Source organism: Tepidiphilus sp. J10, assembly GCF_006980785.1.
In the GTDB taxonomy this organism is placed as follows: Bacteria; Pseudomonadota; Gammaproteobacteria; order Burkholderiales; family Rhodocyclaceae; genus Tepidiphilus; species Tepidiphilus olei.
In genome coordinates this window covers 4,875-21,312 of record NZ_SBHP01000003.1, presented here as the reverse complement: position 1 = coordinate 21,312, position 16,438 = coordinate 4,875, and the positions used below count along the sequence as shown (strand labels likewise).

Annotated in this window: 14 protein-coding genes, 1 tRNA gene, 1 other RNA gene and 2 pseudogenes; 5 read left to right on the top strand and 13 right to left on the bottom strand. The window is 67.7% G+C overall.

Annotated elements, in window-relative coordinates:
- Window positions 1–2: 2 nt before the first annotated feature.
- On the bottom strand, window positions 3–329 hold the full coding sequence (locus EPD81_RS05930; protein ID WP_142804541.1) for a YbaB/EbfC family nucleoid-associated protein: 327 nt from the start codon (window positions 327–329) through the stop codon (window positions 3–5).
- Window positions 319–2,121, bottom strand: a complete 1,803-nt coding sequence (gene dnaX / locus EPD81_RS05925) for a DNA polymerase III subunit gamma/tau (RefSeq protein WP_142804540.1) — start codon at window positions 2,119–2,121, stop codon at window positions 319–321. Before dnaX ends, EPD81_RS05930 begins: the two co-directional genes overlap by 11 nt.
- A 153-nt stretch (window positions 2,122–2,274) precedes the next feature.
- Here dnaX and EPD81_RS05920 point away from each other — a divergent pair, with 153 nt between their 5' ends.
- Window positions 2,275–3,162 carry a ZIP family metal transporter gene (locus EPD81_RS05920; RefSeq protein ID WP_142804539.1) on the top strand — a complete coding sequence of 296 codons (888 nt, stop codon included), beginning with the start codon at window positions 2,275–2,277 and terminating at the stop codon, window positions 3,160–3,162.
- Window positions 3,163–3,166: 4 nt separating this feature from the next.
- On the opposite strand, the gene ffs is transcribed toward EPD81_RS05920, so the two are convergent.
- The 5 genes from ffs to hemC form a co-directional block, all read right to left on the bottom strand.
- Window positions 3,167–3,264, bottom strand: an RNA gene (gene ffs / locus EPD81_RS05915) — signal recognition particle sRNA small type.
- A 6-nt stretch (window positions 3,265–3,270) separates the two neighbouring features.
- Complete coding sequence (locus EPD81_RS05910; RefSeq protein ID WP_142804538.1) at window positions 3,271–4,434, bottom strand: heme biosynthesis HemY N-terminal domain-containing protein; 1,164 nt, start codon at window positions 4,432–4,434, stop codon at window positions 3,271–3,273.
- 139 nt (window positions 4,435–4,573) lie between these two features.
- The gene (locus EPD81_RS05900; protein WP_142804537.1) at window positions 4,574–5,908 is read right to left on the bottom strand and encodes a uroporphyrinogen-III C-methyltransferase; all 1,335 of its coding nucleotides are present in this window, start codon (window positions 5,906–5,908) and stop codon (window positions 4,574–4,576) included.
- Window positions 5,905–6,687: a uroporphyrinogen-III synthase gene (locus tag EPD81_RS05895; RefSeq protein WP_142804536.1), complete on the bottom strand. Its 783-nt coding sequence runs from the start codon at window positions 6,685–6,687 to the stop codon at window positions 5,905–5,907. Before EPD81_RS05895 ends, EPD81_RS05900 begins: the two co-directional genes overlap by 4 nt.
- Window positions 6,684–7,643 carry a hydroxymethylbilane synthase gene (hemC, locus tag EPD81_RS05890; protein ID WP_142804535.1) on the bottom strand — a complete coding sequence of 320 codons (960 nt, stop codon included), beginning with the start codon at window positions 7,641–7,643 and terminating at the stop codon, window positions 6,684–6,686. The genes EPD81_RS05895 and hemC overlap by 4 nt, the downstream gene beginning before the upstream one ends.
- A gap of 129 nt (window positions 7,644–7,772) precedes the next feature.
- Here hemC and argH point away from each other — a divergent pair, with 129 nt between their 5' ends.
- The gene (gene argH, locus EPD81_RS05885; RefSeq protein ID WP_142804534.1) at window positions 7,773–9,176 is read left to right on the top strand and encodes an argininosuccinate lyase; all 1,404 of its coding nucleotides are present in this window, start codon (window positions 7,773–7,775) and stop codon (window positions 9,174–9,176) included.
- A gap of 65 nt (window positions 9,177–9,241) precedes the next feature.
- Here the strand turns inward: argH and grxD are convergent, their stop codons facing one another.
- From grxD to hemA, 4 genes and pseudogenes are all read right to left on the bottom strand, one after another.
- Window positions 9,242–9,565: a Grx4 family monothiol glutaredoxin gene (grxD, locus tag EPD81_RS05880; RefSeq protein ID WP_028874655.1), complete on the bottom strand. Its 324-nt coding sequence runs from the start codon at window positions 9,563–9,565 to the stop codon at window positions 9,242–9,244.
- Between the two features lie 129 nt (window positions 9,566–9,694).
- Window positions 9,695–10,558 carry a peptide chain release factor N(5)-glutamine methyltransferase gene (gene prmC, locus EPD81_RS05875; RefSeq protein ID WP_142804533.1) on the bottom strand — a complete coding sequence of 288 codons (864 nt, stop codon included), beginning with the start codon at window positions 10,556–10,558 and terminating at the stop codon, window positions 9,695–9,697.
- The gene (gene prfA / locus EPD81_RS05870; RefSeq protein WP_142804532.1) at window positions 10,555–11,649 is read right to left on the bottom strand and encodes a peptide chain release factor 1; all 1,095 of its coding nucleotides are present in this window, start codon (window positions 11,647–11,649) and stop codon (window positions 10,555–10,557) included. Before prfA ends, prmC begins: the two co-directional genes overlap by 4 nt.
- Window positions 11,650–11,744: 95 nt before the next feature.
- A pseudogene (hemA, locus tag EPD81_RS05865) lies at window positions 11,745–12,980 on the bottom strand (glutamyl-tRNA reductase); the annotation flags it as partial.
- A gap of 126 nt (window positions 12,981–13,106) precedes the next feature.
- Between hemA and EPD81_RS05860 the strand changes: the two are divergent.
- From EPD81_RS05860 to EPD81_RS05850, 3 genes are all read left to right on the top strand, one after another.
- Entirely contained in the window at window positions 13,107–13,784 is a 678-nt protein-coding gene (locus tag EPD81_RS05860; protein ID WP_142804530.1) for a response regulator transcription factor, read from the top strand.
- On the top strand, window positions 13,768–15,225 hold the full coding sequence (locus tag EPD81_RS05855; RefSeq protein ID WP_142804529.1) for a sensor histidine kinase: 1,458 nt from the start codon (window positions 13,768–13,770) through the stop codon (window positions 15,223–15,225). The genes EPD81_RS05860 and EPD81_RS05855 overlap by 17 nt, the downstream gene beginning before the upstream one ends.
- A 37-nt stretch (window positions 15,226–15,262) precedes the next feature.
- Window positions 15,263–15,338, top strand: a tRNA-Phe gene (locus EPD81_RS05850).
- A gap of 281 nt (window positions 15,339–15,619) precedes the next feature.
- Here the strand turns inward: EPD81_RS05850 and EPD81_RS10960 are convergent.
- Window positions 15,620–16,167 (bottom strand): annotated as a pseudogene (locus EPD81_RS10960) (phenylacetate--CoA ligase family protein); the annotation flags it as partial.
- Between the two features lie 15 nt (window positions 16,168–16,182).
- A partial coding sequence (locus tag EPD81_RS10670) for a Spy/CpxP family protein refolding chaperone (RefSeq protein ID WP_221929241.1) occupies window positions 16,183–16,438 on the bottom strand: 256 nt, incomplete at its 5' end.

Sequence of the window (16,438 nt, the reverse complement as noted above, 5' to 3'; positions counted from 1 at the left end):
GCTCAGAAAGGCAATTTCATGCCCGGAGGCAAAGGCATGCCGGCAGTGACGGCGGCCATCTTCTCCTGGGTGGTCTGCTCGACCCGGCGCACGGCGTCGTTGACCGCGGCGGCGACGAGATCTTCGAGCATCTCCTTGTCGTCGAGCACGGAGGGATCGATGCTGACGCGGCGCACGTCGTACTTGCAGGTCATGATTACCTTGACGAGCCCGGCCCCGGCCTGCCCTTCGACTTCGAGGGCGGCGAGTTCGTCCTGCACTTTTTTCATGTTTTCCTGCATCTGCTGCGCCTGGCGCATCAAGCCAGAGAGGGCGTTCTTATTGAGCATGGCGTGTTCCTTGCGGTGGAGTTGAAGAACTAGACCAGGTGACGCTGGCCTCGTCGAGCGTGGCGTCGAACCGTTCGACGAGCCGCTGGGTAACGGGGTGCGCCAGCAGCCGCCCGACGGCGGCGGCATGGGCCCGGCGACGGGCCTCGGCTTCGCGCTGCGCCGGGGTATCGGCGACTTCGGCCACGGTGACGCGCACTTGGACGCGCCGCCCCAGCACCTCGCCCAGCGCCTCGGCGATGCGATCGACGCATTCCGGGTGTAGTTCGAGCAGCACGCGGTGCGAGGCATCGAGTAGCAGCTCGACCATATCGCCGTGGACCGCGCGGCAGACGCAATGTTGCGCGAACTCGCGCGCGAGCCCGGTGAGACGCATGGCGGCAAACCATTCGTGCCAGGCATCGACCTCGCTGCTGCCCGACCGTACCGGCTCGCCCGGGCAAGACACGAGCGGCTCCCGCACGGAATGTGCACCGGACGAAGAAGGCTCCCCGGGCACCGCTTCCGTCCGTATCGGCGTAACACCGATTGCCTCGTGGGTCACCTCATCCGTAGATGCCTCGTGCTCGAAGCGCGACGGCGCGGTATCCAGGCGTTCTCTTTCGTCCAGAGGCGAAGCATCCTCGCTTGGCGAGGGGCGCGGCGTGGCACTGGTCGTTTCACTGCGCGGCGCCGCGACGGGGCCGGGCACGGCGGAAGGGGGCGTGGCGGTCGTCTGGGGCGCGAAGGCGAGCAGACGCAAGACGGCCATCGAGAAGCCCACGGCGGGATCGGGCGCGAGAGGGAGATCGCGGCGCGCGTGCGTGAGGATGTCGTAGGCGAGCTGCAGGTATTCGGGGTCGAGCCGGGCCGCGAGCGGGGCGAGCGCCTCGCGCGTCTGCGTCTCCAGGGCTTCGGGCGCGAACTGCAGCACGGCGAGCTGATGCACGAGTTGCGCGAGCGCGGCCAGGGCCGATTCGAGCGACGCACCGCTCATGGCGAGCCGGTCGGCGAGCGCAAGCGCAGCCGGGGCATCGGCCGCTGTCACGGCCTCGAAGAGTTCGCGCAAGGTGGCGCTCGCCACCAGGCCCAGCATCTCCGCCACCTGCGTCTCGCGCACCTCTCCTGCCCCGTAGGCGAGCGCCTGGTCGAGGAGCGAGAGCGCATCGCGCATGGAGCCGCGCGCGGCCTGCCCCACGAGTTCGAGCGCCCCGAGATCGTGGGGCACGCCCTCGGCCTCCAGGATACGGGCGGCGTGCTCGGCGACGAGGGCGGGCGGCAGCGAGCGCAGGTTGAACTGCAGGCAGCGCGACAGCACCGTGACGGGGATCTTTTGCGGGTCGGTGGTGGCGAGGATGAACTTGACGTGCTCGGGCGGCTCTTCGAGGGTCTTGAGCATGGCGTTGAAGGCGTGCCCGGTGAGCATGTGCACTTCGTCGATCATGTAGACCTTGAAGCGCCCCTGCACCGGCGCATAGACGGCCTGCTCGAGCAAGGCCGCCATGTCGTCGACGCCGCGGTTGGAAGCCGCGTCCATCTCGACGTAGTCGGGAAAACGGTCGGCGTCGATCGCCACGCACGCGGCGCACGTACCGCAGGGCTCGGGCGTGACGCCTCGCTCACAGTTGAGCGCCTTGGCGAAGATGCGGCTGATGGTGGTCTTGCCCACCCCGCGCGTGCCGGTGAAGAGATAGGCGTGGTGCAACCGCTGCGTGCCGAGCGCGTGCGTGAGGGCGCGCACGACGTGGTCCTGCCCCACGAGCGCTTCGAAGCGGCGGGGTCGCCATTTGCGGGCGAGGGCGAGTTGGGTCATGGGAGGGAATTCTACCGGATTCTCTCGATGACACCACGAAACGCCCTGGGATGGGAATTTTTTATTGCGATTATTTCTCAATATCATTTGCATTTGGCGCCCTCAAACCTTATCCTTTCTTCAGGACGAGATCACGAGCACGAGGAGAATCCCATGATCAGCAAAGTCTTGGCGCGCTTCAGCCCGATAGGTATGGCACACGAGCCGACGCAACGGAAAGGCGGTGCCCTGCGCGCGTTTCGCGCCGCGTTGGGATGGGCGATCTGGCTCGCGGGCGCGGCCGTGCTGTTCGCGGCGGTCTTGGTTCCCTTGAAGACGGCTTCACCTTGGGGTTTCCTCGTCTGCCTCTCCTTGTCGGCGGCCCTCGGCGGCTTGCTGATCGCGCGCACCTTGTCGTCGTGGGTGCTGGCTTCCCCCGTCACGGCCGAGATCTTTGCCGCCGGCGTGATGGGCACGAGCGTAATCGTAGGGCTCATCCTGCCCTCCATCCAAGAAATCGCCTCCCAGGACGGTGGGCAGGTACGGGCGATGCTCGAGTGGATGCTGATGCTCGGCCTGGGGGCCGGCATGTTGGCCCTGCTCGATCGGTTGGTGCCGCACCGCCATGAGCCCCTGGCCGGGCAGGAGCGCTCGGCCCGCTTGTTCCTGTTTGCGCTCGCCCTGCACAACGTGCCCGAAGGGTTGGCGCTGAGCATGAGTGAGGTGCTTGGGCCCAGCCTTGCCTTGGGCATCGCGATCCAGAACGTGCCCGAGAGCGTGCTGGCGATGTGGTTGCTCACGGCGGCGGGCTGGTCCGATAGGAAAGCGGGCGTCTGGGCTTTCGCCGCGGTCTCGGTGGAACCCGTGGTGGCGCTGCTGACGAAAAGCCTGGGTCTGGTCGGCACCGAACAGGCGTTCTCGATGGCCGGCTTGGCAGCAGGGGCCATGGGGTTCGTGCTGATCCATGAATTCGCGCCCCGGCTTCGCCAAAGCGGAATGCGGGCGATCCTACCGCTCGTCGGCGGGGTGGCCTTGGTGTTGGGGCTGTCGTACTGGGTATGAGGAGGGTGGCGAGCCGGACCCCCGGCACTTGCGGGGAGCGGTTAGGGCTGCTGCCTTCCGGCCCTGACCCGGTTTCCGCGCCGCAATGCGGGGCGACCCGCCACGGCACTATTCTAACACGCCTCGAGGAGCGGAAAGGGTCGCGCCATCGCGATCTGCGGTGCCCGCTCGCAGCCGCGAGCCAAAGCGTTCCAGCACGGCAGGATCGGCACCGACCCGACGCAACTGCGTGAGATAGTCCTGCGCCTTGCCCCACAGCTGCAGTTCGAGACAGAGTTCGACGAGGGCTTCGAGCACCGCGGGCTCTTCGGGGTGAGCCGAGCGCCATTCTTCCAGCCGGACGAGCGCCTCTTGCCGAGCGCCGGGTTCGACACAGTAAGGGTAGAGCCGAACCAGCTCCGGCAGCCAGCACTTGCTCAAGGCGTTTTCGAGGATGGGACGAAGCTTCATGCCCTGCCCCCGGTCGAGCGCCAGCCTTGCCAAGGAAACGAGGAAAGCGGGATCGTAGCGTTCTTCCTTGGGTAGCCGTTTCCACCAAGCGGCGAGGTCTACCCCCAAGCTCAGCCGGGAGGAGGCATCGTCGAGGTGGGCTTGCCGGATGAGGGCAGCCGTTTCGCTCGCGTCCATGGCTTCGAGCGCGCGCAAGCGACGTGCCGATTCGAGCACTTCCTGCCAACGTTCTTCCCTTTTGGCGGCTTCCAGCCTCAGACGCAGCGCCGTGGCCTCGGGGAGACCGCGCAGTTCTGCGAGCCGCTCCATCGCCGCATGGAGGCGTTCGGGACGGGCGCATCGTGCGCCGAACTCGGCTTCCAGCACGGCACGAACGTCGGGCCAACGCTGGAGCCGGGCAAGCCAGTTCTCCGCTCGGGATTCATCGCCGCGATCGAGCGCCGTCACGGTGGCGAGCGCCGCGCCGGCTTCGGAAAGGTCGGGGTATCGGGAGAGCCGGTCCGCCAAACGATGGACCCTCGCCACATCACCCAGCACATGGGCGCGCACCAGCTGCGACAGCGTGTGTGTCGCCCGACGCAAACGCCATGCCTCGCGCCGATTGCGTAGGGATCGGGGCAGTGCGATGAGCGAGCTTCCCAGCCGCAACAGGGCGTAGAGAACCAATACGGTCGCCACGACCAACGATGCGAATAGGGTGAGAGACAACTGGGCACGCCACGGAGGCACGACGAAGACCACGTAACCATCCACGCCCTCGATGGCGAGCCCTGCCGCCACCGCCAAAGACGCCACGAGCACGAAGGTAAGCAAGGCTTTCATGGGGCTCTCCTCAAGGGAAACGCTGAATGATTGGCTGCGCGGGCGAATCGCTGCGTTGCGCGGTGCTCGCTCCCTCGCCTATCCACTCGATATGTCTCGGTCGCTGCGCTCCGTGCGCCTTGCGCTTCATCCCGCTCGCTCATTTCTTCAGCGTCTCCCCCAGGGGGGCGGCGGAGGAAGCGGCCGCTTCGGCCTGCAGGCGTTCCTCGATCCGGGCGAGCGCGGCGAACGAGTCGGTGAGCGAGAGGCGCGTCGCGCCGACCGCTTGTGCCGTGAGCTCGTCGAGCGCCGCGAGCGTCGCGGCCACGACAGGATCATCACGTTCGTAGAATCGCTCCACCGCCTCTCGTACTTTATCGAGCGCGGCACGGTAACGCGCCTCGTCGCCACTCTGGGCGGCGAGTCGAGCGCTGGAGAGCCACAACCTCAGGTTTTCTTCGAGCACCAGGCGCATCTGCGGCGAAAGGAGCTCCGGCGCAACCGCATCGAGTCGCTCCAAACGCACCAGCCCAGCCACGGATGTGAGCATTGCGTCGCCCCAATGCAGGATCGTCTGCCAGATTCCTTGGTACCAAGGTGATTCCCCCGGCGGCAAAGAATTCTCCGACCCTGCGTCGGCACCGTGCCGAGGGAGGGCGATGCTCGCCGTCTCCGGCACGGGCGCGGCGAAGGTGAGGGTGAGCTGCGGCAAACGGGATTCCAGCGCATCGAGTCGGGCGAGGATCCCGTCGAGATCGACCCGAGGGGCGCCGCGGAGACGCTCCAAGTCGCGGGCGAGCGCCTGACGCAAGGGCAGGAAGAGCCCTTTGCTCTCCTTGGCCAAACGCGCGTCGAGTTCGGCGAGCACGGCAATCGCGGACGAGAGGTCGTTCGCCCAGTCGATGCGCCGTTGCGCATAGCTGAGCACGTCACGCGCCTCGACGAGCAGGCGTCGCTCGTCCTGCCGGCTCAGCGCCTGGGTGAGGCGCTCCACCAAACGGCCCAGCTCGCGCAGATCATCCACTTGCCCTTGAACCTGCCCCAGCGTGCGCTGGACGGCATCGAGCCGCTGCGTGAGGACGGTCAGCGCACCTTGGAGCTGCTGGAATGATTCCTCGCTGCGTCGCGATCCTTGTTCGAGCCGGACGAGTCGCTCCTCGAGCGCCTGGCGCTGCGCCGCCTCCTGCTGCACGACATGGCGCGCATAAGCGTAGGCGCCCAAAGCAAGTAGCGACACCACGACGCCGGCTGCCAACGCCCAGCCGCCCCAGCGGCGACAGGAACGGCCGGATCGAGCGGACGGGGCACTCGATTCTGCCTCGTTCGCGTGCGACGGCCCACCCTGAGGATCTCCCATCGTGCCCTGCGGCGGCCTGGACGTCGCTTCTCGTCCTACCGATTCGGGCGAGGACTCGAGGGAAGGAGGGGAGGTACCCGCGCTTTCTGCAGCCGCGGCATCCTCCACCGTGTTTTCTTTCGTTTTCGGTTCGTTCATCGATTTCCCTCCTGCAAAGCGGGCAAGGATTCCAGGGCGGCCATGAGCCCGGCGTCCCCCGGAGCCGCTGCCGTGACGACGCGCCGCAGACCCAGGGTCGTGGCCGCGGCAGCGATGCGCGGGTGCGCCGCGACGGCCGGCACGTCGACGAGCAGCGGCCAATCGGCAGCCGGTACCAGGGCCGGCAGATTCATGACCCCTTCGCTGCTCGTGAGGAGCATGGCGGCGAGCCGCCGCTCGCGCAAGGGGGCGAGCACTTCCGCCGTCCATCGGGGCGGGACTCGACGATAGCACACCCAGCTATCGACCAGAGCGCCGCGCTCGCTCAAGGTCCGCGCGAGCAGCGCCCGTCCGCCCTCCCCTTTGACGATCAACACCCGCCGCCCGGAGACGGCCGCGCCCGAACACGCGGGCAGCGCGAGCACTGCCTCCGAATCCGCCCCCTCGCGGGGACAGATGACCTCTGAGAATCCCAGGGCGCGCAGCGATTCGGCACTGCCCTCACCCACCGTCATCACCGGCGGACCCGGCGGCCAGGCGCGGTAACGGCGAAGGCGCGGCACGGCGAGCTCGGCGGCGGTGCGGCTGACGAAGAAGACCCATGCATAGTCATCCAGCGCGGCGGCGACCTGCGCCTCTTGCTCCTCGTCCTCGATCGGTTCGATCGCGAGCAAGGGCGCCGCCACCGGTGCGAAGCCGCGCGCCTGCAGCATCGCCTCGAGCCGCCGGGCCTGCGCACGCGGACGGGTCACCCACACGGCGGGCGGCGAGTCGCTCATGCCGCGCCGCCCGAGAGCGTCGCGACGAGCTCCGCCGCGCCTTCATCGAGCAGACGCTGCGCCAGGGTCTCGCCCAAACGGCTCGCCTCCGCGAGCGGCCCGCGGATCTCGCCACCGTAGATACGGCTGCCGTCGGGCTCGGCCACCCGGCCGCGCAGCCAGAGTTCCCCGCTCTCGCGCACGGCATAGGCGGCGATCGGCACTTCACAGCTGCCGCCCAACACCCGGGCAAAGGCCCGCTCGGCGGCCACGCAGGCGGTGGTGAAGGGATCGCCGAGCGGTGCGAGCCAGGAGCGCACCTCCGCGCGTTCGGCCAGGCATTCGATGCCCAGTGCGCCCTGCCCCGCCGCCGGCAGGCTGACCTCGACCGGCAGCACCGCCCGAATGCGCTCGCCCAATCCCAGGCGACGCAAACCGGCCGCCGCGAGGATGATGGCGTCGAACTGCCCCTCGTCGAGCTTGCGCAGGCGCGTGTCGAGATTGCCGCGCAAGGGGCTCACCGCCAGATAGGGGTACTGAGCGATGACCTGGGCCTGGCGTCGCAGCGAGGAAGTACCCACGACCGCGCCCGGCGGCAGATCGTCGAGGCTGGCGTAGCGGTTCGAGACGAAGGCATCGGCCGGCTCTTCGCGCGCGAGCGTGGCGGGAAGCGCGAACGCCTCGTCGAGCACCATCGGCACGTCCTTCATCGAGTGCACCGCCAGATCGGCTTCCCCCGCGAGCAGCGCCGTCTCCAGTTCCTTGACGAACAGCCCCTTGCCCCCCACTTTCGCCAAGGGACGGTCGAGGATACGATCACCGCGGGTGGTCATTCCCAGCAGTTCGACGCGACAGGCGGGATAGAGGGCCTCGAGCCGCGCCTTGACGAATTGCGCCTGCCACAAGGCGAGGCGGCTCTCGCGGGTGGCGATGACGAGACGCGAAGGAGGAGGAAAGGCCGGGTTTTCTTCTGTCATGCTTTCTCCCTGGCGGCGCGAACATGAGCGCCGGTGGCAAACAACGGATGCGGCGATTCTATCATCGTCGCCTCGACGCCCCGCGGCCTTATAATTGCCCCTTTCCTTGCCTGATCACCGCTCATCACCATGACCGACACGCCCCACACGCCCGCCAAGACCTGGTCGGGACGCTTCGCCGAACCCGTCTCCGAGCGCGTCAAGCGCTACACTGCTTCGATCCCCTTCGACCGGCGGCTTGCCGAGCACGACATCCGCGGCTCGCTCGCCCACGCCAAGATGCTCGCGCGCCAAGGCATCCTGAGCGCCCGGGATCTGGCCGACATCGAGCGCGGCATGGCCCAGATTCGCGAGGAAATCGGACGCGGGGACTTCCCCTGGTCGCTGGACGACGAGGACGTGCACCTCAACATCGAGAAACGCCTCACGGCCCTGGTGGGCGATGCGGGCAAGCGCCTGCACACCGGGCGCAGCCGCAACGACCAGGTCGCCACCGACCTGCGCCTATGGCTGCGCGACCAGATCGACGCCATCGTCGAAGCGATCGAAGCGCTGCAAAGCGCCCTCCTCGACCTGGCCGAGGCGCACGCGGCCACGCCCATGCCCGGCTTCACCCATCTGCAGGTGGCGCAGCCAGTAACCTTTGGCCACCACCTCATGGCCTATGTGGAGATGCTCGAGCGCGACCGCGAGCGGCTGCGCGACGCCCGCCGGCGCGTCAACCGCCTGCCGCTGGGAGCGGCGGCCCTCGCCGGCACCACTTTTCCCATCGACCGCGAGTTCGTCGCCCGCGAGCTCGGCTTTGAGGACGTGTGCCGCAATTCGCTCGACGCGGTGAGCGACCGCGACTTCGCCATCGAATTCCTCTCGGCGGCCTCCCTCGTGATGATGCACCTGTCGCGTTTCTCCGAGGAGCTCATCCTGTGGATGACGCCGCGCTTTGGCTTCATCACCCTGGCCGACCGCTTCTGCACCGGCTCTTCCATCATGCCGCAGAAGAAGAACCCGGACGTGCCGGAACTCGTGCGCGGCAAGACGGGGCGCGTCTATGGGCACCTCATGGGGCTCCTCACCCTCATGAAGGCGCAGCCGCTCGCCTACAACAAGGACAACCAGGAAGACAAGGAACCCTTGTTCGACGCCGTCGATACCGTGCTCGACACGCTCATCATCTATGCCGAGATGGTGGGCGGCATCCGCGTGCACCCCGAGGCGATGCGCGAAGCGCTGCGCCAGGGATTCGCCACGGCCACCGATCTGGCCGACTATCTGGTGAAGAAAGGGGTGCCCTTTCGCGACGCGCACGAAGCGGTGGCGCGCGCCGTGCGCGAGGCCGAGGCGCGCGGCGTGGATCTGGCCGAACTGCCGCTCGAAGTGCTGCGCGGTTTCAGCCCCCTGATCGAAGAGGACGTGTATCAAGTGTTGACGATCGAGGGGTCGCTCGCGCAGCGGCGGCACATCGGCGGCACCGCGCCCGAGGCGGTGCGCGAAGCGATCGCGCAGGCCCGGGCGCGGCTGATGAATCGCGTCTGAAACCGTGCGGGTGCCGCGAATCGCCTACCGTGCGGCTGCATGGTGGGGTTGCGCGGCACCCGATGTCAAGCGAGCACACCGGCTTCCTTGAGCAATTCCTGCAGTTCGCCCGACTCGTACATCTCGCGCACGATGTCCGCCCCGCCGATGAATTCGCCCTTGATGTAGAGCTGGGGGATGGTCGGCCAGTTGGCGTATTCCTTGATCCCCTGGCGCAAGGACTCGTCTTCGAGCACGTTGTAGGCGGCGAAGTCTTTCAGACCACAGCGGCGCAGCACCTGCACCACCGCCGCGGAGAAACCGCACAAGGGGAAATCGGGCGTGCCTTTCATGTAGAGCACCACCGGATCGGCGGCAATCTGCTGGCGAATTTTTTCTTGGATGTCCATGGGAGTCCTTGTTGCGGAGCTGGGGGAGAGTCATGTTAGCGAAGGGTAACGGGAGTCGTCAAGGATCGGTAAGCCCTGATCAAATCCTGGTCATCACAATCCGGCTCCACAACATAGGAATTTTCTATTTTAGCCACGACGCCGTCCACCACTCACCCGCTCGTGCCCAGCCAAATCCTTCCAGCTCTGCACCTCGAGAAAACCGGCATCGAGCAACAGACCCCGCACCCGCTGTGCCTGGTCCCAGCCGTGCTCCAGCAACAACCACCCCCCCTCGGCGAGATGGCGTGGCGCCTCGGAGACGATCGCCGCGATCGCTTCCAAGCCGGTTTCTCCGGCGATCAGCGCCGAGCGCGGTTCGAATCGTAGATCCCCCTCTTCGAGATGCGGATCGTCCTGGGCGAGATAAGGCGGGTTGGAGACGATGAGGTCGAACGTTTCGCCCGGGCCTAGCCGGGAGAACCAGTCGCTCTCCATGAACGACACGCTCGCTTTCAGGCGGGCGGAGTTTTCCAACGCTAGAGCAAGCGCTTCACACGAAGCGTCCACTGCGAAAACTTCCGCCTGTGGCAATTCCAGCGCCAGGGTAATGGCGATGCAGCCGCTACCGGTGCCCAAATCCAGGATGCGCGGCGCGTGTCCAGGCGGCAGGGAAAGGGCGAGCGCGATCGCTACCTCCACCAAGGTTTCGGTCTCCGGCCGCGGAATCAACACCGACGGCGTGACGCGAATGCGCCGTCCGTAGAACTCCCGCTCGCGCACGAGGTAGGCCACCGGCACCCCCGCCGCGCGCCGCTCCACCCAGGCGGCGAAGCGCTGCAGCACTTCCGCCGGCAAGGAGCGTTCCGGCCAGGCGGTGAGCTTGGTCGAACTCCAGCCGCTGGCGTGGCACAGCAGCACGCGCGCTTCCAGCGCGCCGATACGGGCGCGGGCCCAGGCGAGCGCCTCGCCCACCGTCGCATCGTGCGGCAGCGCCCCGGACGTCGTATTCATTTCGAATCCTCGGGCGCGTTCTCCAGCTCATGCAGCCGCTCTTGTTCATGCTCGAGGCGCAGCGGCTCGATGAGCGGATCAAGATCCCCCTCGAGGAGCGCGTCGAGCTGATAGAGCGAAAGATTGATGCGGTGGTCCGTCACCCTGCCTTGCGGGAAATTGTAGGTGCGGATGCGCTCGGAGCGATCGCCGCTGCCCACCAGGCTCTTTCTCGCGGCCGCCACCACCGCGGCCTGTTCGTCCCGCCGCCGCGCCTCCAGCCGTGCGGCCAGCACCGCCATGGCCTTCGCCTTGTTGCGATGCTGCGAGCGGTCGTCCTGGCATTCGACGACGAGCCCTGTGGGCAGGTGCGTGATGCGCACCGCCGAATCGGTCCGGTTGACGTGCTGTCCGCCCGCGCCGCTCGCGCGGAAGGTATCGATGCGCAGCTCGGAAGGGTCGATCTGCACCACGGCCTCCTCGTCCGGCTCCGGCAGTACCGCCACCGTGCAAGCCGAAGTATGGATGCGCCCCTGGCTTTCGGTGGCCGGCACCCGCTGCACCCGATGCACGCCCGACTCGAATTTGAGCCGGCCGTAGACGCCGCGCCCCTCCAGCCGCACGATCACCTCGCGGTACCCCCCCAGGTCGGACTCGCTCGCCGAGAGGATCTCGCTGCGCCAGCCGCGGCGCTCGGCATAGCGCAGATACATGCGCAGCAGATCCGCCGCGAAGAGCGCCGCCTCCTCGCCGCCCGTCCCGGCACGGATCTCGAGGAAAGCCGGGCGATCGTCCTCGGGGTCGCGAGGCGTGAGCGCTTCCATGAGCGCGCGCTCGCTCTCGGCGAGTCGCTCGGCGAGCCGCATCGTTTCTTCTTCGGCGAGCGCACGCAGCTCGGGATCGGCGGCGAGCGCCTCGGTCGCAGCGAGCTCGTCTTCGAGAGCGCGATGGGCGCGCCACTGCATCACCACGGGCTCGAGTTCCGCGCGCTCCTGCCCCAGACGGCGCAATTGCTGCGGGTCGGACGCCACCGCCGGATCGATCAGCGCCCGATCGAGCTCCTGCAGCCTCTCCTCCATGCGCTGCAGCCGTTCGCGGATACGTGCCTTCATCCCCGCTCCCCTCGCGGCACCGCCAGGGGCAGGGATTGCGCCTGCGCCGCCTCCTCTCCCCGGTCTTTTTCCGGTGGCACGTCGGATTCCAGCGCGAAGAGCCGCGGCAGGGCCGCGAGCAGCGCCTCGCGTTCCGCGTCGCCCGCCTCCTGCAAAAAGCGCGTGGGCGCGTGCAGCCACTTGTTCATCAGCCCATGGCTCAGGGCCATGAGCACCGCCTCGGGCGATTCGCCCCCATGCAGGCGGCGCAAGGCCCGCTGTAGCTCCGCCTCCCGCAGCGCATCGGCCCGCTCGCGCAGGCGGCGGATCCAGGGCACGATCTCGCGCGAGCGCACCCAGGCCATGAACTCGGCCACCCGCTCCTCGACGATGCGCTCCGCCGCCACCAGCGCCTGCTGCCGCGAGGCGAGCCCCGCCTGCACGATCTGCGCCAGATCATCCACGGCATAGAGGAAGACGTCGTCGAGCTCACCCACCTCCGGCTCGACGTCGCGCGGCACGGCCAGATCCACCATCACGAAGGGCCGGCGCCGACGCTTTTTCAGGGCGCGCTCGACCATCCCCAGGCCGATGAGCGGCAGCGGGCTGGCCGTGCTCGAGACGATGGTGTCGAATTCGGGCAGAATGTCCGGCAGGTCCTCGAGCCGCCCCACGCCCGCGCCCAGCGGCTGGGCGATCGCCTCGGCCCGGGCGAGCGTGCGGTTGACCACCATCATCCGCCTGGGGCGGCCGGCGGCGAAGTGGGTGGCGCACAATTCGATCATCTCGCCGGCGCCGACGAAGAGCACCCGCTGCTCCGATACCGGCCCGAAGACGCGTTCGGAGAGCTTGACCGCCGCCGCGGCCATGGAGACCACGTTCGCCCCGATCGCCGTGCCCGAACGCACTTCCTTGGCCACCGCCAAGGTGTGCTGGAAGAGTTTGTGCAAATGCTTGCCGAGCGTTCCAGCCGCTTGCGCCGCCCGCACTGCGTCCTTGAACTGCCCCAGGATCTGCGCTTCGCCCAGCACCATGGAATCGAGGCCGCTCGCCACGCGAAAAACATGGCGCACCGCCGCCTGGTCGATATAGGTGAAGAGGTGCGGCGCCACTTCCGGCAGCGGCGTTCCTTGGCGGGCGGTGAGCCAAGCCACCACCGGCTCCGCCTCGCGCGCCGCCACGTAGAGCTCGGTGCGGTTGCAGGTGGAGAGGATGGCGGCTTCCGACACGCCGGCCACGCCACCGCACAATTCCTGCAGGGCCGGCGCCACGCGCTGCGCATCGAACGCGAACCGCTCCCGAATCGCGATCGGCGCCGAATGGTGGTTCAGACCCAAGGCATAGAACGGCATGAGCGCGCGAGCTGGAGATCGGAGTAAAGGCAGCGATTATATCATCCGCCCCGACCCGACCCTTGACGGCGGACAGCAGGGCACCCACAATGCGGGCGAAGCCATCGCCCAAGGGAGAACGCAGGCATGCGCATCCTCATCGTCGAAGACGACGCCGTCATTGCCGACGGCCTTGCCCGGGCGCTCAAACAATCCGGCTGCGCCATCGACACGCTGATGAACGGCCGCGAGGCCGACGTGGCCCTGCAAACCACCCCCTACGACCTCGTCATCCTGGATCTCGGCCTGCCGGGACTGCCCGGCATCGAGGTGCTGCGCCGCTTGCGCGCGCGCAAGAACACCACTCCCGTGCTCATCCTCACCGCCCAGGACGGAATCGAAGACCGCGTGCGCGGGCTCGATGCCGGCGCCGACGACTACCTCACCAAGCCCTTCGCCCTGCCCGAACTGGAAGCCCGCGTACGGGCGCTCACCCGGCGCTCGCTCGCCGCGCCGCCGGTGGTCGAGGCCGGCAAGCTGCGCTACGACCAGACCGCTCGGCGCGTCTGGCTCGACGGCACCCCGCTCGAACTCTCCGGCCGGGAACTCGCGCTCCTCGAATACCTCATCACCCGCCCCGGGCGGCTCGTGAGCAAGGAACAGCTCGTCGAACACCTCTGCGGCTGGGGCGAGGAAGTCTCCACCAACGCCATCGAAGTCTACATGCACCGGCTGCGCAAGAAGATCGAAGGAAGCGGCGTACGCATCCAGACGGTGCGCGGCCTCGGCTACAGCCTGGAGCCCAGCGATGCTTCCCTGGCGTAAGCGCACGCCCGACGGCTCGCCCAACTCCGTCTTCGGCGAGATCCTCGACTGGCTCCTCGCCCCCCTGCTCTTTCTCTGGCCTTTCTCCATCATCGTCACGCACCAAGTGGCCGATCGTATCGCCAATCGCTCGTTCGACCACGCCCTGGGCGAGCAGGTTCAGATGCTCGCGCGCTTCGTGACGATCGACGGCGACCGAGTCCAACTCGACCTGCCCGCGCCGGGACGCATCCTCTTTCGCTCCTCGGCGAGCGACGTCATTTTCTTCCAGGTTCGCACCGACGAGAGCATCGTCGGCGGCGACGCCGAGATCCCCGCCCCGCCCCGCCCCTGGCTGCCCGACGGCGAAGTACGCTGGCGCGACGACGTCGTGGCCGGCGAACCAGTGCGTATCGCCGCCCGTATCGACCAGCGCCATGGAGCCGAGCAGCCTCGCGTCGTCATCGCCCAAGTGGCCGAGACCCTCAACAAGCGCCGCGAGCTCGCCTCCGACGTCGTCACCGGCGTGCTGCTACCCCAATTCACCCTGATCCCCCTCTCGGTCGTGCTCGTCTGGTTTGGCCTCACCCGCGGCATCGCACCCCTTGCTCGCCTACAGGCGCGCATCCGCCAGCGACGCCCCACCGACCTCTCGCCCATCCCGCCCGAGAGCGTTCCCGAAGAGGTGCGCCCCCTCATCGTCGCCTTCAACGACATGATGGCCCGCCTCGAAGAAAACCTCCAGGCCCAGCGCCGCTTCATCGCCGACGCCGCCCACCAGATGCGCACCCCCATCACCGGCCTGAAGATGCAGGCCGAGCTCGCCCTGCGCGAGCGCGACCCGCAGGCGCTGCGCCAGGATCTCCAGCGCCTGCACGGCGCCGCCGAACGCGCCGCCCACCTCATCCAGCAGCTGCTCACGCTGGCGCGCGCCGAATCGAGCTCGGAGACGGTACACCGCATCGAACGCCTCGACGTACAGGAACTGCTGCGCGACGTCGCCCTCGAGCTCTACCCCAAGGCCCAGCACAAAGCGCTCGAGCTCGGATTCGACGAAAGCGAAGGGCGGCTGGAAGTCGAGGGCAACCGCCTCATGCTGCAGGAACTCTTCAAGAACCTGGTCGACAACGCCATCCAATACACCCCGCCCGGCGGCAGCGTCACCCTGCGCGCGCTAGCCCGCGGGGATTCGGTCGACGTCGAGATCGAAGACACCGGCATCGGCATCCCCCCCGCCGACCGCCCCCGCGTCTTCGAGCGCTTCTACCGCGTGCTCGACACCGGCGTCGACGGCTCCGGCCTGGGCCTTGCGATCGTGCGCGAGATCGCCGAGATGCACCGCGCCGACGTCAGCCTCGAACCCAACCCCCACGGCCAGGGCACGCTCGCCCGCGTGCGCTTCCCCCTGCCGGCACGAAGCCCCGCCCGGCAGGACGAGCGCCCCCGCGCCAAGGATGATTGACTTTCTCTTTCCCGCCGCTATAATGGCGGTCTTCGGCGGCCAGGTAGCTCAGTCGGTAGAGCAGCGGACTGAAAATCCGCGTGTCGGTGGTTCGATTCCGCCCCTGGCCACCAATATATAAAGGTCAACCGTTCTCGGTTGGCCTTTTTTCTTGCGCGCTCCCGCGCGTTCGCGGGGACTCCTGCGGATTCCTGCGGACTTCCTTCCCCGGCCGTCTCGCCTGCCTCGGGCCCCATTTCGCTCTCTCCGCGCCGTTTTTCTCTCCGGCCCTGCTCCCCGGCGAAAGGTCGAAGTCAACAGGGAGCGCCGACGGCACCATTCAATATCAACAAGTTACGTGCTGACCGTTCAACCGGTTGGATGAGTGCATCGCTCACCCAAACCAGACATAGCCTCAACCCTGCGTGGTCGGGGCGCCCTCGGGAGGTAGCGGAATGACGGTGCGGTACTTTCCGCCGCTGGATTGCGCAGGCGGCTCCTCGGCGCGCTCGACCGCGACCTGATCGAGCCGGTGCTCGATGAGCAGGCACGCGATCCCACTACGCACAGCCTCCCCCACATGCGCTCCGGGTCGGCGCCGGGCGCGGGACGCAGGCGCACGCGCAGACGCATCGGTGCAGTCTGCACGATCTGCGACAGCTCGACGCCAGAGATATGGTCAAGCTCCAACGCCAGCGGAGGGATAAAGACACGCTCGCCGCGTTCTGTCGTAAATGAGAGCACATCGGCGGAGCGGCCCTGCACGCGGATCGCGGGCAGTGGATTGCCGCAGGGACAGGGATCGGGCCGCTGCAGGATGCTGTCCCCGAGGTCGTAGCGCAGGATCGGCTGTACCCGGCTGGCGAGATTACTCAGCAGGACCGTGTGCGACGGCGTGCCCGGTAGAGTCGGCCGGTAGTCGGCGTCGACCGGCTCGAGCACGGCCCAGTCACCGTTAACGTGGCCGGCTGTGGCCGGCTACCGCATCATCCCGCCCCGCCCGCCGTAGTAACCGCGCAGCCGCTCCTTCTGCTCGGGGGTGAGCACCGCGTCCATGCGATTCTGCGCATCGACCTGGATCTGGATCATCTGCCGTCGCAGGTCGCAAATCTTCTTGTATTGGTTGTCGATCGCGGCGGGGTCACGCTTCCCGGAGTAGTAGATTTCGTTGAGCTTGGCTTGCTCGGCATACATCTTCGCCGCCAGGTCCCCCTGCTTCTTGCGGAAGTCCTCC

Bases quoted from the DNA above. Each gene is read 5' to 3' on its own strand.
- grxD (WP_028874655.1), bottom strand. From the start codon at position 9,565: ATGGACATCCAAGAAAAAATTCGCCAGCAGATTGCCGCCGATCCGGTG.
- hemC (WP_142804535.1), bottom strand. From the start codon at position 7,643: ATGACAGAAGAAAACCCGGCCTTTCCTCCTCCTTCGCGTCTCGTCATC.
- EPD81_RS05860 (WP_142804530.1), top strand. From the start codon at position 13,107: ATGCGCATCCTCATCGTCGAAGACGACGCCGTCATTGCCGACGGCCTT.
- argH (WP_142804534.1), top strand. From the start codon at position 7,773: ATGACCGACACGCCCCACACGCCCGCCAAGACCTGGTCGGGACGCTTC.
- EPD81_RS05910 (WP_142804538.1), bottom strand. From the start codon at position 4,434: ATGAAAGCCTTGCTTACCTTCGTGCTCGTGGCGTCTTTGGCGGTGGCG.
- EPD81_RS05855 (WP_142804529.1), top strand. From the start codon at position 13,768: ATGCTTCCCTGGCGTAAGCGCACGCCCGACGGCTCGCCCAACTCCGTC.
- EPD81_RS05895 (WP_142804536.1), bottom strand. From the start codon at position 6,687: ATGAGCGACTCGCCGCCCGCCGTGTGGGTGACCCGTCCGCGTGCGCAG.
- EPD81_RS05920 (WP_142804539.1), top strand. From the start codon at position 2,275: ATGATCAGCAAAGTCTTGGCGCGCTTCAGCCCGATAGGTATGGCACAC.
- dnaX (WP_142804540.1), bottom strand. From the start codon at position 2,121: ATGACCCAACTCGCCCTCGCCCGCAAATGGCGACCCCGCCGCTTCGAA.
- prfA (WP_142804532.1), bottom strand. From the start codon at position 11,649: ATGAAGGCACGTATCCGCGAACGGCTGCAGCGCATGGAGGAGAGGCTG.
- prmC (WP_142804533.1), bottom strand. From the start codon at position 10,558: ATGAATACGACGTCCGGGGCGCTGCCGCACGATGCGACGGTGGGCGAG.
- EPD81_RS05900 (WP_142804537.1), bottom strand. From the start codon at position 5,908: ATGAACGAACCGAAAACGAAAGAAAACACGGTGGAGGATGCCGCGGCT.
- EPD81_RS05930 (WP_142804541.1), bottom strand. From the start codon at position 329: ATGCTCAATAAGAACGCCCTCTCTGGCTTGATGCGCCAGGCGCAGCAG.